General features: G+C 58.5%; 17 protein-coding genes and 1 pseudogene. 2 read left to right on the forward strand and 16 right to left on the reverse strand.

Features of this window, described 5'->3' with window-relative positions:
• Positions 1-14: 14 nt before the first annotated feature.
• The gene (gene rarD / locus Q7U49_RS07990; protein WP_304763659.1) at positions 15-911 is read left to right on the forward strand and encodes an EamA family transporter RarD; all 897 of its coding nucleotides are present in this window, start codon (positions 15-17) and stop codon (positions 909-911) included.
• A 4-nt stretch (positions 912-915) separates the two neighbouring features.
• Here rarD and Q7U49_RS07995 read toward each other — a convergent pair whose 3' ends face one another.
• From Q7U49_RS07995 to Q7U49_RS08025, 7 genes are all read right to left on the reverse strand, one after another.
• Positions 916-1,665, reverse strand: a complete 750-nt coding sequence (locus Q7U49_RS07995) for a FecR domain-containing protein (protein ID WP_304763660.1) — start codon at positions 1,663-1,665, stop codon at positions 916-918.
• A complete protein-coding gene (locus Q7U49_RS08000; RefSeq protein ID WP_304763661.1) occupies positions 1,640-5,503 on the reverse strand; it encodes a filamentous hemagglutinin N-terminal domain-containing protein in 3,864 nt (1,287 codons plus the stop codon). The genes Q7U49_RS07995 and Q7U49_RS08000 overlap by 26 nt, the downstream gene beginning before the upstream one ends.
• Positions 5,504-5,516: 13 nt before the next feature.
• A complete protein-coding gene (locus Q7U49_RS08005) occupies positions 5,517-7,130 on the reverse strand; it encodes a ShlB/FhaC/HecB family hemolysin secretion/activation protein (protein ID WP_304763662.1) in 1,614 nt (537 codons plus the stop codon).
• A gap of 110 nt (positions 7,131-7,240) precedes the next feature.
• Positions 7,241-8,188 carry a DMT family transporter gene (locus Q7U49_RS08010; RefSeq protein WP_304763663.1) on the reverse strand — a complete coding sequence of 316 codons (948 nt, stop codon included), beginning with the start codon at positions 8,186-8,188 and terminating at the stop codon, positions 7,241-7,243.
• A 10-nt stretch (positions 8,189-8,198) separates the two neighbouring features.
• Positions 8,199-8,465 (reverse strand): hypothetical protein, encoded by a 267-nt coding sequence (locus tag Q7U49_RS08015; protein ID WP_304763664.1) that lies wholly within the window; start codon positions 8,463-8,465, stop codon positions 8,199-8,201.
• Between the two features lie 30 nt (positions 8,466-8,495).
• Positions 8,496-9,245 (reverse strand): tRNA-uridine aminocarboxypropyltransferase, encoded by a 750-nt coding sequence (locus tag Q7U49_RS08020; RefSeq protein WP_304763665.1) that lies wholly within the window; start codon positions 9,243-9,245, stop codon positions 8,496-8,498.
• Between the two features lie 25 nt (positions 9,246-9,270).
• A complete protein-coding gene (locus tag Q7U49_RS08025) occupies positions 9,271-9,651 on the reverse strand; it encodes a VOC family protein (protein ID WP_304763666.1) in 381 nt (126 codons plus the stop codon).
• Between the two features lie 186 nt (positions 9,652-9,837).
• Here Q7U49_RS08025 and Q7U49_RS08030 point away from each other — a divergent pair, with 186 nt between their 5' ends.
• On the forward strand, positions 9,838-11,031 hold the full coding sequence (locus Q7U49_RS08030; RefSeq protein ID WP_304763667.1) for a Fic family protein: 1,194 nt from the start codon (positions 9,838-9,840) through the stop codon (positions 11,029-11,031).
• Positions 11,032-11,289: 258 nt separating this feature from the next.
• On the opposite strand, the gene Q7U49_RS08035 is transcribed toward Q7U49_RS08030, so the two are convergent.
• The 9 genes and pseudogenes from Q7U49_RS08035 to Q7U49_RS08075 form a co-directional block, all read right to left on the reverse strand.
• Positions 11,290-12,486 carry a hypothetical protein gene (locus tag Q7U49_RS08035; protein ID WP_304763668.1) on the reverse strand — a complete coding sequence of 399 codons (1,197 nt, stop codon included), beginning with the start codon at positions 12,484-12,486 and terminating at the stop codon, positions 11,290-11,292.
• Positions 12,487-12,528: 42 nt separating this feature from the next.
• Positions 12,529-13,209 (reverse strand): hypothetical protein, encoded by a 681-nt coding sequence (locus Q7U49_RS08040; protein WP_304763669.1) that lies wholly within the window; start codon positions 13,207-13,209, stop codon positions 12,529-12,531.
• Positions 13,136-19,555: a hypothetical protein gene (locus Q7U49_RS08045; RefSeq protein ID WP_304763670.1), complete on the reverse strand. Its 6,420-nt coding sequence runs from the start codon at positions 19,553-19,555 to the stop codon at positions 13,136-13,138. Before Q7U49_RS08045 ends, Q7U49_RS08040 begins: the two co-directional genes overlap by 74 nt.
• 26 nt (positions 19,556-19,581) lie before the next feature.
• Positions 19,582-19,782: pseudogene (locus Q7U49_RS08050) on the reverse strand (3'-5' exonuclease); the annotation flags it as partial.
• Between the two features lie 4 nt (positions 19,783-19,786).
• Complete coding sequence (locus Q7U49_RS08055) at positions 19,787-20,158, reverse strand: hypothetical protein (RefSeq protein WP_304763672.1); 372 nt, start codon at positions 20,156-20,158, stop codon at positions 19,787-19,789.
• On the reverse strand, positions 20,155-21,549 hold the full coding sequence (locus Q7U49_RS08060) for a Fic family protein (protein WP_304763673.1): 1,395 nt from the start codon (positions 21,547-21,549) through the stop codon (positions 20,155-20,157). Before Q7U49_RS08060 ends, Q7U49_RS08055 begins: the two co-directional genes overlap by 4 nt.
• A gap of 41 nt (positions 21,550-21,590) precedes the next feature.
• Positions 21,591-21,944: a 3'-5' exonuclease gene (locus Q7U49_RS08065; RefSeq protein ID WP_304763674.1), complete on the reverse strand. Its 354-nt coding sequence runs from the start codon at positions 21,942-21,944 to the stop codon at positions 21,591-21,593.
• On the reverse strand, positions 21,941-22,165 hold the full coding sequence (locus Q7U49_RS08070) for a hypothetical protein (protein ID WP_304763675.1): 225 nt from the start codon (positions 22,163-22,165) through the stop codon (positions 21,941-21,943). Before Q7U49_RS08070 ends, Q7U49_RS08065 begins: the two co-directional genes overlap by 4 nt.
• Positions 22,162-24,039: a DEAD/DEAH box helicase gene (locus Q7U49_RS08075; protein ID WP_304763676.1), complete on the reverse strand. Its 1,878-nt coding sequence runs from the start codon at positions 24,037-24,039 to the stop codon at positions 22,162-22,164. The genes Q7U49_RS08070 and Q7U49_RS08075 overlap by 4 nt, the downstream gene beginning before the upstream one ends.
• Positions 24,040-24,067: the final 28 nt, after the last annotated feature.

Genomic DNA, 24,067 nt, shown 5'->3' on the forward strand with positions numbered 1-24,067 from the left:
AGTCTCTTCCAACCATGAATTCTGGTGTGCTTTATGCCGCGCTGGCCTATTCGGCCTGGGGCTTGTTCCCGGCCTTTTTCAAATTGCTCGGCCATGTCAATCCCTTCGAGGTGGTGCTGCACCGCATGGTGTGGGCGCTGGTGTTTCTGCTGGGTGTGTTGACCGTGCTCAAGCGCTGGGCCTGGTTGCGTGACGTGGCGCGCCAGCCCAGGGTGCTGGCGGCGTTTGGTGCGTCTGCCCTGTTGTTGTCCCTGAATTGGTCGGTGTACGTGTGGGCCATTCAAAACGCCCATGTGGTCGATGCCAGCCTGGGCTACTTTATCTTGCCGCTGGTCAATGTGGCTTTTGGCTTTGCCTTCTTAAAGGAGCGTCCACGCCCGGTGCAGTGGCTGGCGGTGGCGGTGGCTGCTGCCGGGGTGTTGTGGCTCACGCTGCAGGCCGGGCAGCTGCCTTGGGTGGCGCTGGTGCTGGCGGCGACCTTTGGTGTCTATGGCTTGCTGCGCAAGGTGGCGGCGTTGGGCGCGCTGGAGGGCCTGACGCTGGAAACCTTGCTGCTGGCACCGTTTGCCCTGGGCCTGCTGGCGTGGTGGGCTTGGCAAGGTCAAGGTGTGCTGGTACAGGGCGACGTACCCACCCTGGGCTGGCTGCTGTTGGCCGGCCCGTTGACCGCTGTGCCGCTGCTGCTGTTTGCCGCGGGCGCGCGTCGCATCCCCTTGGGCACGCTGGGCATCCTGCAATACATCTCGCCCAGCCTGCAGATGCTGCTGGGCGTGTGGTTGTACGGCGAAGCCTTTGACCCCGCGCGCGCCATCGGGTTTTATCTGATCTGGCTGGCTCTGGTGGTCTACAGCCTGGACAGCTTGTGGAACAGCCGCAAGCAGCCTGCAAAACCACCGGTCATCGTGAGCTGATGTGCTACTTCACCAGACACGCCTGCGGATTGGCATCCCACGGGTTGTTCAAGTCGAAGATGCCATGGAATCCCAGGAATTCCGTGGTCAGCCCGGGTGACTCGTCAAGCTCGATGGGCAGGGTATTGATGTCCCGCACATAGCCATGGTTTCCGGTTGCATAGTCTTTGCTGCCGGCATTGTTGGTGGCGCTGATGACCCCCTCGAATACCGACAGGTACAAGCCCGGCGGCGACTGGCCGTCGGACGTTTTCAAAGTTGCAGGCAGTTTCAGCTGCGTGCAGGCGCCGTCGCCTTCCACGCACATCAGCAGCGCGTAGTCGGTTCCCCGTATGCCGACTGTGGCCACCAGCGTCTGGTTTTTGTAGCTGGTTGGGCTGCGTTTGCCCACCGCGCCCGTCACCGAGCGCATGCCGCCTTTCAGGAGCCGCATGGCGATGTTGTCGTCTTCAGGCTTGAGGAAACTGTAGTCATAGCGCTCCACCACCAGGCGGCTGTTGGCGCGCAAGGCCAGCTTGGCACCGTCAGCAAACCGGAGGTTGGCCGCGCTGTCGGCTTCGGTCAGAATAATTTCACCAGGCCAGAATTTGGACCCCTGGGAAATGATGCGCAGCTTGCCGTCTGCCGTTTGCGCAGACACAGTGCCCAGCAGGCGCTCCACGGTGCCCGCCTCACCGGCGGCCCAAGCAAGATGAACAGAGGCCCACAGAACGAGGGCCAGGGCCGCCTTAGCGGCAGATGAGGCGGCTGTCATGGGGGGTGTCCTTAAAACGGGCGTCACGAACAAGCTGGTCAAACATCGGGGTCAGGCCGGCCACAGCGGATGCATTGTTTGCATCATCGCCACTGTCGCCGGCGGATGGCGCCTGCGGCATGAGATCAGGCAACACGATTTCGGCCGTTTGCGTCAGCGTGCCACTGCTCGATGCCGTGGGGCTGCTTTGGCCGGCGAGGTACAGCAGCGGTGTTTCGTAGCTCACGGCGCCCAGGGTCAGCGAATTGTTGACCTGATTGACCGTGCTGCTCACATTGGGTGGCAGGGCCGTTGTCGCGAGCGGACCCAGAAGATCAAGCGCAGTGGCCAAGGCACTCAGGCTCATGCCTGACGGCAGCGACATTGAACCAAAACTCCCCGTTTTGCTGGCAAAGGTCATGAAACGCAGGGCGTGGCCGACGCCTGGCACGTAGCCGTTACCCGTGGTTGCGTTCAGGGCGCCGGCCAGGCTGGCAATACCTGAGACGTTGATGACGTCGAACAAGCCCGCCGTCGTACCCCACAGTTCAATGAGGGTCGTACTCGTTGGTGACAGCGTCAGATTGCCCGTGATGTTGAGCGTGCCCGGCGAGGCGCCCGGCGCCAGGGTTGCCGCGCCCACGGTGACATTACCGGTGATGGTGCCAGTGCCCTTCAGGGTACCGCCATTGAGTGTCAGGTTGCCGGTGACGTTGCCGCCGTTGAGCGCCAGGCTGCCGGAACTGAGCAGGAGATTGGCGACATTGATCGCGCTGGCAGTGGTATTCACCGCCGCGCCAGCAATCTCGAGCGTGCCGCTACCGCTGACGAGCGCATTGAATGTCGCGCTGCCTGTCAGGGTCAACGTCTTGCCGCTTTGAATAGTGAGGGCGCTGCTGGCGGTCAGCGCGGTAAGACTCAGACTGGTGATGTCGAACAGGATCGTGCCGAAACCGCTGCCGATGGTGACGGTACTTGCCGTCGTTGGTAGCAGGTTGCCGGTCCAGTTGGCTGGCAGACTCCATAAATAGTTGCTGCCGCCACCACCGTCCCAACTGCAGATGCTGCACGTGGTTAAAGGAGGATGGGGTATCTGCTCGGGATTGCGGAGATATGGATAGGAAACGTTCGGATCAATGTTCCAGACAGTAGAGAAATCCCAGCCGGAGAAGTTGGTGGAAACCTTCATCTGGGCAGTGGTGAGGCCCACACCGCCGTCGCTGGTACTTAAGCCACTGGTTTCGGTGTTCCAGTAGCTGTTGATTACGCTGCCATCTGACGCTGTGTAAAGGATGCCGACCAGTCCCCCTACCGTTGTTGAACCAGCGCCGGCAGTTACTTTGCCTGACGAATAAGCCCGCGTAATGGCGCCGCCGTTTTCCCCGACTAGGCCGCCGACATCATAGCTTGCGGTACCGGTGGTTACCGCCGTCGTGGCATAGACATCAGACACGCCCCTGCCATTGTTCCAGCCAATCAGGCCACCTATGTCATGGCTGTTGTTGCCAACCGTAATGCTGCCCGAGGCATAGCTTTGGCTGACGGAGCCACCCAAATCTGATGAACCAATCAACCCACCGATATCACTGCTGCTGGCGCCGCTGGTAATGGTACTGCTGGCATAACTGGTTGAGATGTCTGCATATTGGTCGCGATACCCAACCAGCCCACCTGTTAAGTAACTACCATCACCGAGAGAAATAGTTCCAGTCGCATAGCTGCCAGATATTGAGCTGTAATCCCCCAAGGAGCCCACCAGGCCGCCGATATTTCTGCTGGAGGCACCGCCGGATATGGAGACACTTGAATACGAGTCGGAAATAACGGTATTGTTGACGGTCGAACCGCTGTAGACGCTGCCGATCAAGCCGCCGACTTCGTCAGCTGTTCCGCCTGCCCCTGCCGTGATGGTTCCTGTGGCGTGGGTATGGCTCACCAAGCTCTTGATCGAACTTTCCCAGTTTATGTTGCCGATCAGGCCGCCCAGAAACCTCCGGCCGGTCAGCGTGACATCCGCATAGCTGTTGTTAACGGTGATGTTGAGCGTCCCGCCCACCAATCCACCCACATATTTATCGCCAGTAACTGTTGCGCTGACAAGCCCGACATTACGCAAACTGGCACCATCTGTGTAGCCAAAGAGCCCCACGTAGTCTGTCGTTGGGCGATTGATGGTGAGCCCGCTGATGGTGTGCCCCAAGCCGTCCAGGGTGCCGGTGAAGGAAGTGTTGACGTTGCCGATCGGAATAAACCCCGCTCCACTGTTCCAGCTAGAGGTGGCGGAGGCATCGATGTTGCTACCCAGCGCAAAGTTGCCGCCGAGGCTATTCGCCATGTTCTGCAAGGCAGTCAGGTCGTTGATGAGCGTGTAAGAAAGGTCGTTGATTGTCAGTTCGGTGCCACTTGCCATGTCCACCCGCCCCTTGAAGCTGCCATCCGGGTTAAAGCCAACCCGGACCGTGCCGCCAGACACGCCAGTGTCGCCGCTGTTGCTGGTGGCGGTGTTCATCGTGAGTCCGGCACTGCCGGTTGCCGTCATGACGGCATTGATGTTGATATCGCGGGCGGCGGTCAGTGTGAGTGTGTTTGCGCTCCAACTCACTGCGTCGTTGACGTTGATGTCGCCGCTGCCGTTTGCTGTGCCGCTGCTCGAGAAGATGGTCACGCCGCCACTTGTTGCGTTGTTTAAACTATTGCTGAGCGTGGCACCTGTGATGTTTCCACCGGAGGCTGCTATGGTGAAGTCACTGGGGTCAATCAACCAATGGCCCCCACGGGTTGCAACTTTGAATTCATCATCGATCATGACCTTCGCCGCCGACGTTTCAACGAATCCGCCGCTACCAACTGCGCCACTGCCCTGCGCGCTGATCTCACCGCGTGCAACCAGCTCCCCGGTGATCTGCCCATCCTTCTGGGTAATCGCGGTGATCTCCCCGCCTACCGTCCCATCGGCGCTGAGCTTTGAGGTCTCGGTTAGCTCAATTTTTTCTGTCGCCCGCAAATAAATCTTCCCGCCTTCCACCACGGCGCTCGATGCGCTCACCGTCCCCGAGTTGGCCACCATGCTGCCATGCAAGCCAATGCGCCCGGACTCCGCCAGCACCTGGCCGAGGTTCACGACGCTGCCTTCCGGCGCGGTCAGCAGCACGCGCAGCGCCGGGTTCAGGCCGTCGGCAATTTCCACGCTGTGACCGGCCGCCAGCAACACGTCGCCGTTGGGGGCGTTGATGAGGCCGCTGTTCTCCACATGGGGCGCAATCAGGTAAACGAAGCCACCCTGGGCGGTGCTGATGGTGCCCTGGTTGTCCACCTTGGCTTCGCTGCCTGTGCCGCTGAATTTGAGTTTGCCGGTCAGAAAGTCGGCGTCGCTGAGGTTGAGCGTGGAGGCAATCAAGCCGGCCGTGTCGATGCGTGCCCCCTGGCCAAAAACGATGCCGTTGGGGTTGATCAGGAAAACCCGGCCATTGGACTGCAGCTGGCCCAGGATCTGGCTCGGGCTTTGGCCCGTGACGCGGTTCAGCACCGCGCTGGCGCTGCTTTGCTGGACGAATTGGGTGAGCTCGTTCTGGCCGATGGAGAAGCTGCCCCAGTTGATGATGGCGTTGGGCGTGTTGGTCACGGTCAGCGTGCTGCCGCTCTGGCTGAAGCTGGCGCTGCCATGAGCCACCGTGGGCGCGACCGGCAAGGCCAGGGCGGGCGTGGCACAAAGCAGGGTGAGGCTGAACGCAAGGGAGCCAAGCACCCGTTCGGCGATCTTTTCGGAGGCAACTTTGCCCTGCGCACTGTGCTGTTCAGACACCGGCACGCACATGCCCAGGCGCTTGCTGAAGATCAAACGGAAGGTGTTGGCGTTCATGCTGAACTCCTGCTTAAAAGACGTAGGCGACGCTGCCGTGCAGCCGGTCGGACCCCTTGTTCTGGCCACCACCGCCGTTGATGACATGGCCGTAGTCCAGACGAATACTCAATGATTTGGCGATGCCAAAGCGCATGCCGAAACCGACGCTGGTCACGCCCTCAAGGCTGGTTTCACCGGGCAGGGCCTGCAGACGCTGCACCTGGCCACCTTCGACAAAGGCCGAGAAGCGCAAGCGTGCGCCGTCGATGCCGGTTTTTCCGCCCAGCTCGGGGGTAAAGATTTCCAGGCCGGTGCGCCAGCCGCGGTCACCGCTGATGGCGCGCTCGTCAAAGCCACGCACCGAGTCCTGTCCGCCCAGGCCAAACTGTTCGCCCGGCACCAGCGGCTCCTGGGCGTATTGCGCATCCAGCGCCCAGCGCCACTGCCAGTCGCCGGCAAACTGCCGACTGGCGTTGCCACCCAGGCGCAGCAGTTGGTAGCTTGCATCCGCGCCGGAGCGGGCTACGGCGAAATCAGTGTCGCGGCCCTTGCTGCCACCGGGCAGGTTGTGCAGCCAGGTGGCGTAGCCGTTCAGCTGGGTGCTGTCGTTTTTCCAGAGGCTGCTCCAGGTCAGGCTGAAGGGGTGAACGGTGACGTCGCTGCCCAGTGCCGTGCCGCTGAGGTCGATGTTGTTCTCGTAGGCGCGGTAGTCCAGGCCTGCGGCCAGCTTGTGCTCGATGTCGCTGGTCCGGATGAAGGGGTGGGTGTAACGCGCGCCCACAATGGTGCCCTTGCCGCTGACGTTGAACAGGCCAGCCACCGTGCCCGAGTCGACGTCCGAGTAACCCGCATAGACGTCGATGGCATCGGCGCGGTCATACAACGGCCAGCGGTAGCCCAGGCCATAAATGCTCACGTTCTGCGGTTTTTCAACCGAAGTGATGTACTGCAGCGTGAGCACATGGTCGCGGTTGAACAGGTTGGCATGCTGGTAGCCCACGCTCAGGCGGGTTTGGCCGGTATCGCGGCTGCCGGTGTTGTCCAAGCTCAGAAAGCCTTTCCAGGGCTTTTCATCTTCGAGCCGCAGTGTGGCGTCAACCCGGTTGTTGGCCGGGTCGGGCTTGAACAGCAACTGGGTCTGCTTGCTGGGGTTGTCGTTGGCCAGGCGCAGCGACTCGGCCACGGCGACCGTGTTGGGCACCTGGCCTTCCACCAGGCCGGGCAGGCTGGCCTTGACGTTGTCCAGGTCATGGTGATTGGCGGAGAGCAGCGTGATGCTGCCGAGCTTCATCTCGCGCACCACCAGGCGGATCACGCCCGAGCTGATTTCCTGCTCTGGCAATGTCACTTGCACCGTGCTGTAGCCGGCCTGCAGGTACATGGCTTCGAGGGCGCGCCGCGCGGCCTCGATGTCGGCAAAGCGGCGCTGCTCCCCCACAAAACCGGCCAGACGCGCGTCCACCTGGGTCGGTGCCAGCAGGCTGTTGCCGGACACCTCAAAGTTGTTGATGGAGAACTGGGGTTCGGCCGGTGCTTCTTGCTGGGCCAGGGCGCCGTGCGTGAGCGACAGCGCCAAAACGATTGCTACCGGTAGTGGGTGCAATCTGATCTGAAAGTGCAGCCGGTTCGCGCGTTTGAGCCCCATGATGGTCCCCTAGGTGGCGTCAGTCGACCTCTTTTGCGGTGGGGGCGACATGGCAATGTCGTCAGATTATGGCGAAATGAGGGCCCTGCGTAAATGATTTTTTCGCTTGACTAACTCTTCACTGTTTCATTGGCGCGCAGCTTGCGGGCCCACTGTTGCATCAGCCAGCCGCCGCCGCTCACCAGCACAATGCCGACCAGCACCGGAATGGCCCCGAGTAAAAAACTTGGCTCGATCGGTTCCGACAGCAGCCAGGCGCCAAACACAATGCCGAACAGCGGTGTCAGGAATGAAAACACCCCCAGCGGCGACGCCAGGTAATGGCGCAACAGCCAGAACCACATCAGAAAACTGGCAAACGACACCACCACCGAGTGAAACGCCAGGCTGGCCCAGACCTGCGGCGTGGGGTTGAAGCGGGCCTGGCCGGTCAGGAAGGCGCCGGCCAGCAGCAGCACGAAGGCACCGATCAGCTGGTACAGCAGGGTCTGCGTGGCGGGCGCCCTGGACAAACTGGAGCAGCGCACCACCACGGTGGTGGCCGCCCAGGCCACACCGCCCAGCAGCCCCAGAAAGTCACCCCATAGCGCGTTGCCCGGCAAGGCGCTGGACGCGGTGCTGCGCCCCAAAAAGGCATAGGCAATGCCGCCAAAGGCCAGCACAATGCCCAGCCACTGCACCGCGCCCAGCCGCTCGGCGGGCAGTTTCCAGTGCAGGCCCAGCGCAGCAAACATGGGTGCGGTGTACAAAAACACCACCATGTGCGAGGCGCTGGTATGGCGCAGGCCCTCGGCCACCAGTAAAAACTCCACGCCAAACAGCAGCGCCACCGCCACGCCCGGGCGCAGCGTGCCGTCGCGCAGATTCATGGGCTCCTTGCGCCACCACATGACCAGCCCCACCAGCAGCGCGGCCACGCCAGAGCGCAGTCCGATTTGCATGATGGGGGCAATGTCATCTGCCGTGGCCTTCAGCACCACTTGTTGCAGGCCCCAAATGGCGCACAACACCACCATCAGGCTGATGGCTTTGGCGTCAAGGTCCAGCCTGGCACTCACGTCGGCAAGCTCAGCTGGCGGGGTCCAGGTGGCCCAGCAGGGACCAACCCGCGTGGGTGTTGTTTTTGTCGTTCTCATAGTCCCAGACCGCCGCGCAACGCTCACACACGTAGCGGGTGACGGTGACCGCGCCGTGGCGGCGCGGCTCCTTGCGGTTGACGCCCTGCATCAGCTCGGCATGGCCGGGGGCGCGGCGCCAGTTGCGCTGGATGCCGGCGCAGGCATCGCACAGCGCAGGCGTATTTAATTCGTTGGGTGGGTTCTGGTCTTGGGTCATGGGGTGCTCTCTGTGTGTTGGGGCCGATTGTCACCCTGCGGCCTGTTTCACCAAACCCAAGTCCCGCAAACGCAGGTGCGCCGCATCTTCCCGGTCCAGCGGCTGCTGGTTTTTGGCCTGCAGGTAGTGGTGGGTAAACACCTCCAGGTAAGCGTCCAGCACCTCGGCCGCGTGGGGCTCGCCGGCCAGGGCCAGGCACAGGGCGCCCACTTCGGACGTGCAAAAGTGGTCCGTGCGGCTGGAGCGGCGCAGGCGGTAGTTGGAGATCTGCTCCGGGTGCAGGCTCAGCACCGGAAACTGGTTCAGGTAAGGGCTCTTGCGAAACATCTTGCCGGCCTCGCTCCAGGTGGCGTCCAGCAGCACAAACAGCGGGCGTTTGGCCGGCTGCCCATGGGCGGCAACGTCGGGCAGCAGCGCGGTGACCATTCGCTCAGGGCTTACAAACTCCCCCGGAAACACCACATAGGGCTGCCATTGCGGGTCGGCCAACAGCACCAGCAACGCCGGGTCCACTGAAGTGCGGGCCCAGCCAAAGGCAAAGGTGTCCGCCACCACATCGGCAATCAGCCAGCCGGTGTTGCTGGGCTTGAGCGGCTCGATGTCGGCCATCAGCAGGCACATGCCAGCGCGCGTCGGCACATCGGGGCGCAAGGCGCACAGGCAGTGGCTGTGCATCACCCGGCAACCGGGGCAGCGCTCGCTTGGGCCGCCGCGGGCGCGAAACGGCTTGACGGCGCGCGCCAGGCGGGCCGTGCGCAAGCGGGAAACTGCGTGGGTCATGGTTTCCGGGAAGGTGCGCCTTTGTCTATTTGGCCGGCCGGTACAAGGCGCAAAGCTTGTTGCCGTCGGGGTCGCGCAGGTACGCCAGGTAGAGCTTGACCGCCCCGCCTTCGCGAAACCCCGGCGGGTCTTCACAGGTGATGCCGCCGTTGGCTACGCCGGCAGCGTGGAAGGCGTCCACCTGCTCTGCGGACGCCGCGTTAAACCCGATGGTGCTGCCATTGCCGTGGGTCGCGGGTTCGCCATTGACCGGCGTGGTGATGGCAAACAAGCCGGTGGGGCTGCGGTAAAAATAACGGCTTTTGTTGGCCACCCCCGGGCCAATGCCCAGCGTGCCGAGCACCGCGTCGTAAAACTTCTTCGAGACCTCAAGGTCATTGGTACCAAGCATCACATGACTGAACATAAATTCTCCGTGGGGGCCCGGTAACGGGCGAAATGGGAACCGGGGATGGTAATGGATCGCCCGGTTTGATGATTAAGGAAGATGGGACAAGTTGGCATAAAGGTTGGCAAAATTGTTAGACAAAATAACCATAAAAACATATAAATCAATTATTTACAAAAGTTATAAACTTGGCAAAATAGAGCCATGTATACCGACACCCATCAATTTGAACCCCTGCTGCCTTCCGAAGCACGCATGGCGCCCCTGCTGACCAAAGCGCATGACCTGTCGCGCCTGGCCACCACCTTGGCCGGCACCCGCGTGCCATCAGAACTGCGTGGCCTGTTGCGCAACATGAATTCGTATTACACCAACCGCATTGAGGGACAGCACACCCGGCCCCACGAAATCGACCAGGCCCTGCGGCAAGACTTCTCCAAAGACGCGGCGCTGGCCACCAAACAACGCCTCGCGGTGGCCCACATTGAGGCCGAGCAAGTGCTGGAGCAGCGCTATGCCGGGGCGGACGGTGCGCGCGCGCTGTACTCGGTGGCAGCGGTGCAAGACTTGCACCATGAGCTGTTCAGCCAGCTGCCGCCCGCTGATTTATTGACGCCAGAAGGCCAACCCATAGCGCCCGGCGCGTTGCGCCAGCGCGATGTTCAGGTGGGCCAGCACATTGCCCCAAGCCACGCCAGCGTCCCTGACTTTCTGACGCGTTGGGCTACTTATTACGGTGGGGTGCGGCGCGGCGAGGCTGCGTTGGTGGCCATGGCCGCTGCCCACCAGCGCCTGGCTTGGGTTCACCCCTTTGTGGACGGCAACGGGCGCGTCATGCGGCTGCACACCCACACCCTGCTCAGCGCCCTGGGTTACACCGGTGGCCTGTGGTCGCCACTGCGTGGCTTTGCCCGCAGCACCGAACGCTACTATGCCTTGCTGGCCGATGCCGACAGCCTGCGCCGGGGTGACCTGGACGGGCGCGGCAATCTGAGCGAACAGGCCTTGATCGCCTGGATTGACTATGTGCTTGACACCTGCCTGGACCAGGTCCGCTTCATGGCGGGCATGCTGGACTTTGAAACCATCAAAGCCCGCATTGAGGCCTGTCTGGTGTTTGAGAGCACGGTAGTCAAACAAGGCGTGCGCCAGGAGGCGCTGCGCGGGCTGCACTACCTGTTTCTGAGTGGCGAAGACATTGCGCGCGGCGAATTCAAGTCCATGCTGGGCATGAGCGACCGGGGCGCCACTGACGCGTTGGGGGCGCTGGTCAAGCGCGGACTGCTCAAGTCAGACTCGCCGCAAGGCAAGGTGCGCTTTGGTCTGCCGCAGCACGCCTTGCGCTTTCTCTTTCCGCAACTTTGGCCGGAGGCTGAGGCTGATGCGGCCAAGCTTTGAATTTGAAATTAGGCAAGGCTTCACTTTAAATTGGCCGCTTAATTTCCAAGCGTAAATTCTGCGTGGCTGGTGATGACCAATCGGAATACTGCGCGCCCAAAGAATTGGCCAGACACTGTCTGACCAATTGGCCGTCGCAGAAATGGGCGGGGAATTCGCCGCTTTCCCCACCAATGGCTGCTGATCAGCCTGATCTACCTGCCTACTGATAATCCAAATCAGGCAGGACTGTTTTAGCGGTCAGGTGCAAACGAAACATCAAATATCCCGCCACACCGCCTGCGTCTCCACCACCTCAAGCATTCGCCCAGCGCTAAACCCCTCTGGATAAAGGCTCTGTGGCTCTGCATGGGCCGTTGGCGCGTTCGGCGCAAACATGCCGCTCGGGTCATGCAGCAAATGGCGGTCATCGCGCAGCGCAACCAGCAGTTCTTCCAAAGATATTTTCAGAAAGCCGCCAAACCGCTGGTGGTCGCATTCGATGCTGGTGTCCACAATCCAGCCGGATATCTGGGTAGCAGGCACACCAGTCTCCAGCCCCAGTAGTGGCGCCAATTCAGGCGCACTGGCCAGCGCCAGTTGCACGGCAGTCACCTTGCGCTGCAGTTGCTGGCCCGCCTTGCGCAATGTGGTGGTCTCGTGCTGCCAGGCGTCTTGTTGCGAGCGGCGCAAATAAGTGGACTTCACTTCCAGCACCAAGATGACACCATCACGCGAGCAGATCACGTCCACTTCACCGGCGTTGCCATCTGGCCCCACCGGCGGGTGCCAGTTCAGCACGACCTTGAAACCCCGCTTTTCCAGCATGGCCCCCAGCCGGGTTTCTATGCGCTGGGTCTCGGTGCGCGCTTCATTGCGCCGCGCACCCAAGCGCCGCAGGTTGTTGATGGCCGCCGTGCTGTTGTTTTGCAGGCCCACCACCCAGGGCAATTGCACGAGCGTCTGGCCCATTTTGAGAATCGGGCGCTCGAACAAATCAGGCTTCAAGCCCGGCGCACCGCCCTGTAATTGAGCGGCCAACTTGCTCCAGTCACTGGTCCAGAAGTCAACAATCGCCGCCGCATGGCGCGGGTTGCCTTGCGGGTGCTCAGCGGTAACCGTCCAGCCCACCATCATGGCGATCTTGTCATTACGGCTGGACCATGTAAGCGGGAACCGATTTTGGCTGCCATCCCGCAAGCCATTGAAGGCCAGCATGCTCAACGCCATAGCCCAGTTGCCTGTGCTGCGCAAATGTTTGACGTAGGTTTCCAGAAAATCGCGCTGGTAAAACACGTTCATCAACTCCAGCGACAGCAGCGCCTGAAACAGCGGCACGGTGTCACCCGCATCGGTGGTGACGGTATCGCTCACGCCATACACCTCGGTCAACTGCAACTGCGTGCGCAGCGCCTTGATGTAGGCCACGCGGTTGAGCTCGTGGTTTTCAGCGCTGCCGATCTGCTGCGTTGCCATGCCGGAATCCACAAACGCATCCACGGCGCGGTAGTGCCAGTGTCATTGGCCCACACTTGCTCGGCCCAAATCCATTTTTAACTTCTGCAAGCAGGCTATAGCGAGATCAACAGTCGCTTCTAGCAATTCGTTTGGCGTGGGCGCTTTAGTAGAGGACGACGATTCGCTTAAAACCACACTTTGGTCGTAGAGGGTGTGGCGTTGCGAATTGACCGACGTAGCCCAACTATTGAAAAACTCGAAGAGTTTTCCTTCCTCTGGATCCAGATGTTCCAACACCACCGGATCAACATTCTGGATTTCGGCAAAATGATCCGCAAAAAGACATGCAATTGACAATTGTCGAAGCTGCTCGTAAGCCTCGCCAGCCTGGGCTGTTCGAGACCCGCTGGCAGGCCGCTCCCAAGGCGATCCCCCAGGAGCCAAGAGCTGCATGCCCGCGATGATGTCTTTGTATCGCGCCAAAGGATAAGAGTTACCTGGCAAAGCAGAACGATGCGCCCAGATCGCCAAAATTTCAGTAGCAACCTTGGCTTGAGCTGCGTCCCTGATAGGGCCTTCCGGCGCATTGGATGCCTTGTCGATTAGCTCTGCCAGATAGTGCGCCATCCAGCGCCCCAATGTGTCGTTTAGCTCGGAAAAACCCAGCTCATCTGTCAGATGTGATCCAAGAGCCAAGATGTTGATCGGCTGATTCAATACGTCCGCATTGTCGGAGGACAAGGATTTTCGTGAACCGCGTTTTCTCTTCGGTGTTCTCGTCATATCTATAGGTGTCGTCTTTTGATTTTTCATGCTCTATCTCTATTTGCACAATCAAGTCCATATCGGATTGAACGAGAAAGCTAGCCATGGATACCCGATCCATGGATAACTGCCATCCGTCAGACCGTAAATCCGAAGAATAGTACTGATGCCTTTCCCGCTTATCGCTAGGAGTGTCGCCCCACGTCTGATAGGAGAAAAGCTCTCGCTTCTCCTCGTTCAGCCAAATTGGCTGCGATAGGCTGGAAACAATTTGCCTCAGCCCCGGAAAAACGGACTTGGCCGGCGCACATTCAATTCGGCGGATATCGTTTCTAGAGGTGTCGCATTCGTCCAAACGTAGGTCGCCCTCCAATGCATCAAGCCAGCCCTTCAAACGGAATTGGGTCACGTGTATCTCCAAATCATGACCAGCATTTGGAATGTGGTAATCCCATGAATCATCCGCTGTCTGAAGCGCTCGTGCTAGCGCGCTGGCAGTTACTGGGGAAACGAGCGCAGATGACAGTCTGGCCGTGAAATTGGTCTTTTGGGTGTGAATGCTGAAACGCACATCGACTGCAATTGAAGCATCTGAAGAAAGGTTGAGGACTTCTAAAAAATCTTTGTCGTCAAAACCCTCTGATGGCTCATTCAGCCAATCAACGGGCGGCGCCCAGAACTGCCTCTCCAGAGGTTTGCATTGGCGAATATCTGAAAGCCACTGCTCAGGCTTTTCAATACTATTTCGGTCCAACCAACCCTCTAGGGTTCCCCAAGTGTCATCGTTACATGCGATCAGTGGGTATTGCTTCATCAAAGAACCAGCAGCGCACCACATTGCATGCCACTCCAAGTGACTACGATATCGCTCAACCGTCGGCAGCGACCCGTGTCGATTGTCCGAAAGGCTGTAGTTGCTATTACGAAAGCGATCCTGTCGTGGCTCACCAACCGATCCTTCGGCGTCGGTTTGGACATGCCACATGTCAACTATCCAACGCGCCGCTTCATGCTGAAACGTTTTCATTGAGAGGCCCGAGAAAACCTCCACTCCGCGTGTGAACCAATAGGGAATAGTGTCCATGGGATCAAAGCGGAACTTGTGTTTTCCCTCGGGTTGATCTCTAGCCCGCGCCACTTTCTGATTTGGCTCGGCAACTCTGGCAAATATGGACTGGCCAATGTCTTGCACCTGCTCTAGCTCAGCCTTAGTTAACCGACCAGGCTCAATACATGCAATATTGTTTAGTGCGTTCTTCGCAGACATTCGCAGAAGCAAGTGAGGAAATGCATCGTCGGTCGCAACACCAAGCAACCACTTTGCGTGTGGCACAACTTGATCGGGTGTTTCCGAACTGATTCGTTCCAACGTCAGGATCAACCACATTCGAGCGGCACACCAATAGAACGGGGCTTTCGGGTCTTTGAAATGCGGCTCTGTGTGCTTGTCGTACCGATTGACGACGTGGCCAAGGGTGTCTGAATCCTGTAGACGCGCCAAGCAACGAACACCATGCGCCGCGCGCCAACGCATTCGGAGATCGATATCACCAAGAAAACCGTATAGCAATCGTGCGACAGCCTCAGGCGTGTCTACTGGTTCGTCGTCGACGCGCTCTGAGCGCACTTCTGTCGTATCCAGAAAGCGCCCTTGTAACCGCAACGTGAAACGGTCAAGAACCTGCGCAGCTTCTGTAGGCTTCACAAATTTGGCAGCATAGCCAATGAAGGAGTAGATTCCTTGGGGGCTAAGGGAATCAGAGTTATTTTCAATGCCAGCGAGAAGTAGCTCGGTAACCTCAGCATCCGAAAGCGCCAAGGTCTGCAAAATCCACTCTAAATCTGATCCATCTTCGGACAAGTACCGGCCAAACACGTGGAACTCTGAGACTACTAGCTGCTTGAAGTCCGTACGGAACCATTCCTGTATCGCAAGTGAGGTGGGCAACCATGACTTCAAAGTTCCTAATACTGCGGCGCGCCAGTCATATGTTGATACTTCTTCAGATTGAAGATTACACAATGCCTTAAGAAATGCCAGTCGGTCTGCACGGATCACTTGGCGTGCCATTCCACTGAGTAGGATTGATGCGCTGAATTGCACACCAAGTGAATCTGCCTTCAGTTTCGTGGCGTCGATAAACGCGTCTATCGCTGCCGAATCCGTGAGTGATGCGCACTCTGTAAATGCGAGAAGGCCTTCGAATGCAATGGCACGTTGCGCGGAGGCCTCTTTCCATGATGATGAATCCGGTACCGCTGGTTCTTTGCCAAAGGCAGAAGTGAAATCGCTGACTTCAACCAATCGCGATGCCCATGGTCCTTTGTTACCGCCATTAAGCAATGATTCAACCGCTGCAACTGTGGCTGGTCTCCCATCCAACGCAAACCGCAACAGCTCGTTCCTAGCGATTTCCTCAGATAAGTATGTGCGAATGACTGCCTGTGCGTGGGAAGATATTAGTTCCAGTGTTAAGGCATCGCACGTATCGTCAAGGTAGGTAAGCGCCATGGCTTGCGCTGCAGTGATGTCGCCCGACAGAAGAGCCGCTTTAATAACCACGGGTAGAAGAGTGTTCTGATCCACCACAGCCTCATCATCCCAACAACCTACAGCGGCCAGTGCAAGTGGCGTACTCAATGTTGACAGGGTTCGTGCGACCGACGCCCACGGAAAGTGGTCGTAACCGAGAAGCCGCTGATGAACCTCATCAACAACAAAGTGAACCCGTGTCGCCAGCTTACGCCGGAGCACTTCGTCCATCGCTGATACGCCCCTCTTAGCAAGTGGTTCTAGTACAGCGATTTCGTGCATGGCATCGCCATCGACCTCATCTGCGACTTTTAATGCGATATTGAATATTGCCTGCCCGTCATCTGAGCTGATAGATCCTAGAACACGCGCAAGTCCCATCAAAAAGCTGATCTTTTCACTAGAAGCGGTTTTGGCAACCGCAGCGGCAGATGCCCAAGCATTGATTATTTCGATGATTGTGTCATGCAGCGCGTGACTAAGAGCGAGCTCTGTCATTAGAGCCTCAAAGTTCTGGCTAAACGGCGCATCCCAACTTTTAAAAACCGTCTTCACAAGCAGCATTACGTCCACTGGTGCGGCCGCAGTAAGGCACCTGAGTGCAGACATGGAATATGCAACCTGGACAGCCATACCCGCATGTTCATAAGACCGTCTACGCCAGCTCTCTCCCACAAATCTAGAGATGAGAGGAGCTAGGTTAGATGTCAGCTCAGTGGCAGGAAACAATCCAAGCAAGGCCCGCGCTCTTGCGTTGTAAATGGCAAGACGATCTTTGATCAATGCAGTTGATTTATCGTGGTTTTCGCGTACCAAATTCGCAGCTTTATTCTTCTCCTTTCCTGTGAGGCTCGTATCCACCTCGGTCGCTATCAAATACGAATCAACTGTTGCGACACGCCCATTTAGACATTCGCAGAGCGCGAAAGCACGAAGGGCTAAATCACCCTGAGGTCTCTCCAAATGGTATGAACGGCTCGGATCCCGAAGCTCATCCTTCAAAAACCGCTCTAGGATCCGGACAATTGGGGCAACGTTTTTTGACCGGGCGACGACGATCTCGCAGCCGGTCAAAACCAGTTCAGCAAGTGACCGACCAGGCTTATCGAACGCTGAGTAGACTGTACTTTCAGATCCAATGGCAACCGTGACAGCTCGACTCGAGAGTGAAAGTGCAAGCGCGTCGATGTCGACTACCCGCCCTGACAATACCAGTGGTACCAATAGCAAGCACTGCCAAGACTTGGGCATTGCAGAATCAGCTACGCATCGCTCGAGCAACGAAGTGTCTCCACGAGCTATGAGTTGGCGACTAAGCACAAATGCGACCTCGAAGCCAACTGAGCGCGGGGTCCAACTGAGAGTAAATTGAATTGCCGCAGTTGGCCCGTCTGTGCGCAAAATGCCTTCAGCAACTGCGGCTATATCGCGACCTTTAATTTCCCAGGCGTGTGGATGCAACCCTTGATTTGATTGCTCACGAGAATCTTCGGTTCGACGACGGTGCCATTCGCGCAACTGCCTTCGCTTTTCGCGGACCGATATACCGTCGCCCTTGCGCGAGTCGACAGCCAACAGATGCATGAGCGCAGGGCCATGGTGCACTTGTTGTGATGATTCATACAGGATGGTTCGATCCACAGTCTGACGCGCGAAAGGTGCGGCAAGATCTGGGTGATCTGTTAACGTCTCCTGAACTGCCTTGTCAATTTTCAATGCTTCAGCGCCAATTAGCAGTATCAGCAGAGCATTCGCTGCGTCACCGGACGCACGGCAGACCTTCATTGCGATCCGTAGACGCGAATGATGAGCCTCACGACGAAGAACCATATCGGCAATTGCTACTGGCTCAACCCCACTTCCAATTATTTCCACTATCTCGGTACCGCGACCGGCGGCGAATAGTGCGCTTGCCAGATGGGTAGCCGCGTATGGATTCTCTTCATGCTCTGCTTTGAAATGCTTCGCTATCTTTACGATAGTCGAATGCAGTTGTTCGCGTCCTTCGTCCCGAACAAAGCTTTCAAAGTCTTCATCTGCAAAGGTTACGGCATCATCTGCTACCCGCATCCCCGGTGACATTTCCCCACAAATGTCAATGAGCCGCGCCTTTTTAATATCGATTACACATGCCAAATCATGGACCGGAATTGGTCTGGGTAGCCCAATTAAAGCTGCGCACAGATTGCCTAATAACTTCTGGCTCCCATCACGAAGTAACGCCTCGCGGAGACGGTCTCTGAAAATATCATCCAAACCTTTTCCGTTGGGCAGAAGGAAGCTAAGTGCGTTCTCTGGCTGCGTTGCTGCATATTGGAATGCGTAATCCTGCACACGCGGTATGCCATGCGAGAAGTGATGAAAATCTTGAATCCACTGGTCGGTGGCGGCGCTAAACCTAGCCAACGAAAACTGCGTAGTCTCATCTAGCGTGAAGGCCGAAATGTCTTTCTGGATGAAGCTATCCGGCATTGCAAGATCGGCTAGCCGGCTAGAGCGTGCAGTGACCAACACACGAACGTTGGCTGGCAATCCACCAATTTTCATGAACTCATGCACAAAGGAAACTTCAGGGGGTGCGCACTGGCGGGCGCCCTCAACAGAGTTGTCCGCAGCGTCAACAACAATGACAAGCAAAGCTCCAGTATCGTGGGCTGCAACCGTCGTGGCGGCGAGCTCTAAACGTTGCTTCAATTCACGGACGTAGTCATCAGTACCAGTTCGATTGATAAATAGCGGAGTTTGAAGCTTGCTAGCAAGTTCGTTGATTATTTGAAGGTATGCATCTTTCGCTCTATGCCTGTATGCATCAGGTTCCTGATATCGCCCGGCACCATAGCAATCAAAGATCACCATGGTGGAACCCTGCGGCAACCCGAGTTGGATTTGTTGAATGGTTGTGGTTTTCCCACACCCCCCCGGTCCGTGCAGGCACAGCTTCTGACTACCTGAAATCATCTCCTTCAACACGTCGACGGCGACTTGGCGTGGTATGGCCGCTTCAACGTGTCGAATTTGCGGGGGGCATGGGAAAAGCGCATCTGGATGTGCGACACCCAGCCAACTCAGAAGAGTCTCTCTAGAAATTACGCTGCCGCGGCCCTCAGGAAGCATGAGTTTGTGCACTCGTTCCTTGAGCTCCGACGCTAAGCTTAGCGCTCCAGTTGCAACAACATTGGCAATTTCGGCAACACAGCGTTCCTCATGTGCAAACCGCGATTTCGCACCACACATCGAGAAATCAAAGGCAAGAAGAAAGGATGAGAATTGTGCCGGTTCAAGTTTGGCCGCCTTTTGTAGTGCGCCGTAGTTCTTTCCCTTTACATCAGCAATAGCTTCGGCAACCTCTGCAGCAATGGGCTGATTGCTGACCAGCCGAATTGAAATATTGTTTGATGCGACTAAATCTGGTCGCTTATCCGCCAACCCCACATAAGCGCTAGCCAATCGAGCAATGACGGAGTTGTTCTTTTTGTTGTTAGTCGCAGCCTGTAAGCGGGCAAGAGTCCACGGCGAGTCAGGATTCGCGGATGAATACTTCAACTGCTCGACCACCACCTTTGTTGCTTTGGAGAGCTGACGCCCTCCGAAGTACTGCGCGCAATCTACTCCCAGCCATGCATCTGCAGGTGCACCCGTTTCGTCGATTGCAAGTAAACCCTCGACGGTCAATGCCACGAGGTCATTCATGCCAGTTAGAAGTGGCAGGGCGTGCCGTAACGCCCACCATTCGTGAAAATCGTCGCCCGCAGAGGAGCCACGTGCACCACCAAAGTCTGGCTTTGCCATTTACTTTTCCAATTTGATGTTTAAATTTACGAGCGGTTGCTCGGACCGCATTCCCCTGCTTGTCTTAAGTTGCGGAGGCGTCCCATGCCCACCAACCTCTGCGTAGCCCTGGTCGCCGCCACATAAAACACCCGCGCCGCTTCCATCTCATCCTCGCCCTCGGCAGGCATGTGCCCCACGCCGCGCAGCGCCACCACGGGGAACCCCAGGCCTTTGCTGACCCTCACGTCATCACGCATCATCCAAGCCCTCCAACAACACCCCGCGTCTTGCCAAGCGTTCGCACGCCTCAATTAGGGCGGCATGCAGCTTTTGCTGCAGCTCCGCTTTGGGTGGCAGTTCGGTCCAGTATTCGGCCACGATGATGCCGTCTTTGTGCCTTTGCAGCAACTCCACTTGTTCGCGGCTGGATTCGGCGCACAGGATGAGGCCAATGGGCGCTTTCTCACCCGGCGGACCTGCGAGTTTTTGAGAGCAACGATGGCCACCATGTGGATCCAGCTCAATTTTGTCGACAGTGTCGACACAACCCAGCCACTGCTCGACCGACCAATACAGGCGGGTCAGCTCGGCGTGCAGTGCGTTGGGTACTAATTCACTCATGTCCCACCATGCCTTTCCTTCCACCCAGCAAACACCAAAGGCCTGATGCCAAACCGCACCGCATTCCCAGGGTGCAAGGCGGCGAACTCTTGCAACACCAATTGGGTGAAATGGGCCTGGTCGGTCGCGGCGACCATGGACGGCAGCCTGGCATTCACGGTGGCAATAGTCGCGGCCTCGTCGTTTTGAACGATGGCCGCCACCACGTCACTTAAGGCCTGGCGATAACGTAGACGAAAAATGTCGGGCGGCACCAGGTTCTGCTTGACCGCCACGTATTGCTGGCATGAGCGCTCGTAGGCCCAGACGAAAACGTCACGCAGAAGCTCAATGCGATTGAGTTCGTACACGCCGATCATGGCATCCACGTAAGCCTGTTGCGGCACGTCGATGAAGGACAGCGGGCACAAGTTATGGCGAATGAGCGGTATGTTGGCCGCCAGCCTTGAGGTGCGTTTGTTTACATCCTCAAACGGCTGCAGGTAGGGCAAATGCACCATCAGAAAAAAAGCCTGCTCGAAGGGGTCGTCAATTTCCGCCGCCATCTGGATGACGATGCCAAACAGTTCCTCCAGCCGCTGCGGCAGGGCGACAGGCAAATACACACTGCCGCCAATCTCTACCGCCCGGCAGCGCAGGCGGCCCACCGCTGTGGGGTCGGCCATCAAGCCATCCGACAAAAATGCATGCAGCGCGACGATGCAATCGGGCGTGACTTGGGCGTGGGCGGGGTCGAGCACCAGGTATTCAATGGCCTGCTTGTGGTTCAGGATCATCTGGGTTTCCAGCGCGTCCTTGCCTTCGGCGGCCTGGCCGAACTCGATGAGCCGCTCGGTGTCGAGCCGGCTATAGGTGTTGCCTTCCAGTTGCGAAGAGGCCCAAGACAGGTCAATCAGCAAGCGGTTGAGGATGTCACGCGCAAAGGTGCCAGCGGGCGACTGCTGCGCGCGCGCTCTGCCCATGGCGTGCAACTGATCCCGCAAGCCTTGCGGCAGATAGGCTGTGTGATTGGGGTGGTACTGCTCCAGAAACGTTAATCTGTAGCCCACTGGTGGGCGCATCGCACGCGGTTGGCGCACGTAGGCTTTGATCTCTTCACCTTGCGGCGACGTTGGCACGTAAACCTCAGCAAAAGCCTGCGTCGTTTGACCTTGCTGGCTGGATGAGGCGGCCTCAATGTTCTGCAGCACACGCAAGTACCGCACAGCCCGCGCCTCGCCCAACATCTGAATTCGGCCTTGCTCGACCAACAAGGCTAATCGGCGTTGAAGGGTGCGACGCGGCAAGCTGTTGCTCTGCGACTGGATCGCATTTATCCCCAGGCCATCGGGTTGCGCAGCAATCAGCGCAACCAGTTGATTAAGCTCGAATTGAGGGGTGACTCGCGGCATGTGCTCGGGGTTTTGGTGGAAGGTAGACAGTATCGCGCCACTTAAAGTGGCGCGCAAGGGTTTTTGTGACAAATATCACGACAAATAAAGGTCATGATCCAAGCCTGCGCCCAAACCCCCATCCCAATCACCAACCTATGCGTCGCCCGCGTCGCCGCCACATAAAACACCCGCGCAGCGTCCAGCTCGTCTTCCCCCTTGGCGGGCATGTGCCCCACGCCGGGCAGCGCCACCACGGGGAGCTCCAAGCCATTGCTGACCTTCATGGCTATCACCCTTATCAACCGCCAGCGGTTGATAGAAGTCGTTGATCCATAAAGGGATTTGCCACTATCACCCAAACCGTATCGCCCAACATAGTGCGATATCAGCGCGTTTTGTCCGATAGACATCATCGCTGCACCACCCAGTAGCGCCGCCAGCGTTTGTCGCCTTCAAAACGCACGTCGCCTTTGGCCGTCAGTTCCTCCAGGGTGCGCTTGACCTGTTTAGGGTGAATTTCGCCAAGGGCGTTGGCGAACGCGATGCAGTCTTTTGCCAGTTCGCTCCAGTTGGCGGTTTTTCCCAACACGGCACGCAATGACTTTTTGTCGAGTAGCTGTCCTTCCTGGCTCAATGTGGGCTCCCCGAAAGCTCTTGCGTGTTGGTGAATGACTGTGGACTACTGGCAGTGTATCCAAGCCTGCGCCCAAACCCCCCATCCCCACCCACCCCAATCATTAACCGATGCGTCGCCCGCGTCGCCGCCACATAAAACACCCGCGCAGCATCCGCCTCGTCCTCACCCTCGGCAGGCATGTGCCCGACGCCGGGCAGGGCCACCACGGGAAACTCAAGGCCTTTGCTGACATGCATGGTCATGATCTGGATGCTGTCGCTGCCGGGTTTGAAGTCGCCCGCTTTTTTGCGTACATGGTGCGGCAACTGGCGCTGGCGCAGGGCGGCGGCGCACAGGTCCATGGTGTTCCAGTCGCGGCACAGGATGGCCATGTCGCCCCAGGCGTGGCCCTCCTGGTGTGCGGCGTTCAGGTGGTCTGCAATCGCATAGGCTTCTTCGCGCAAGCTGGGCAGGCGGATGAATAGTGGCGCCTCGCCGTCACGCCCGCAACTGATGGGGTGCAGCAGCGGGATGCCGTCGTCGTCCTTGTCGTCGGCCGTCAGCAGGTCGGCGGCGATCAGGCTGGCGGTCTGCAAAATCTGCTGGGTGTTGCGGTAGTTGATTTTCAGGATCGTGGTGCGGCCTTGCGCGGCGATGCCCACGCTCTTGAAGCTGAACTGCTTGCTGCGGCTGCGCTCGTACAGGCTCTGCGCATCATCAAACAGCACCAGCAAGCTGTTGGTGGCGGGGTCCACCATTTGCGTCACCAGTTTGAGCCATTCGGGCGCAAAGTCGTGGCCTTCGTCGATCAGCACCGCCTGGTATTGGCCGCTGGGAATTTGCTGGCGCTCCACGCCGTGGATGACGCGTTGCACCATCTCCACCATCTTCTCGGCCACCGGCATGTGATAGTCGGGCAGGGTCTGACCAAACGCCACCAGTTGGTCACGGCACCATTTATGAAAATGCCGCACATGCACGCTGCTGGTCAGGCCTTTGGCTTCCATCACACTGGCCAGCTTGACGGCCAGTGGCTCGTTAAAGCACAGGATCAAGACGGGTTTGGTGCTGGCCGTGCTGGCCCGGGCCAGGTACTCGGCGCGGTAGCCCAGGATCATGGTTTTGCCCGAACCCGCCACGCCATGAATCACGCGGTGGCCGTTGCCCAGGGAGCGCGCCAATTGCTCCTGCTGCAGGTCCATCACACGCATGATGCCGGGCAGTTCGGCCTGGCTGTCGCTGTCGTCAAACAATGCGCCCTGCGTTTGCACGCGCACCTCGGGGAACATGATCCAGCGCACCCGGTCGAGCTGCGGCAGGCTCATGACTTTGCCAAAGGCGTGGGGAAACATGTTCCACAGCCGCTGCTGAAAGCTTTCGGCTTCCACCGCTTCATACATTTCGTCCGAGCAGATCACGTGATGCGGCGCGATGGCCTCGGCCAGCCCGGCATCGTCGAACTGCTTGCGCGTGATGCGTGTCAACACCACGCCATGGCCCCAGGGAAACGACAGCTTGCCTTGGTGTTCACCGTCCGGTTGCACCAGTTGCGGGTCGCGCTCCAGCGCGTTCACCACCTGGATGGCGCAGTGCCGCGCCTGCGCCAGCGGGTTGATGACCACCTTGGGCTGACCGTTGGCCAGGATGTCCCAGGACTGGCGGTCGGCACGCAGGATGGTCTCCAGCTTCCAGTCTTTGGTTTCCAGAATCAGCAGGCCCCGGCGTGGGTGCAGCAGCACAAAGTCAGGGTAAGTCTGCTTGGGGCCGATCGGGACGTCGTACCAGAGCAGGTAGTCGTCGTCGAGCTTTTGTTCAAGCCGCTCGGCGAGTCGGCGCTCGCCGCTGGTCATGCGTGAGGCGCAGGCACCCAGCGCGGGTATGAGGCTTGCCATGATGTTCCCGTCCCTGAGAAGTGATGGA

Origin of the sequence: Rhodoferax sp., assembly GCF_030653815.1 — a bacterium.
Lineage (GTDB): Bacteria > Pseudomonadota > Gammaproteobacteria > Burkholderiales > Burkholderiaceae_C > Rhodoferax.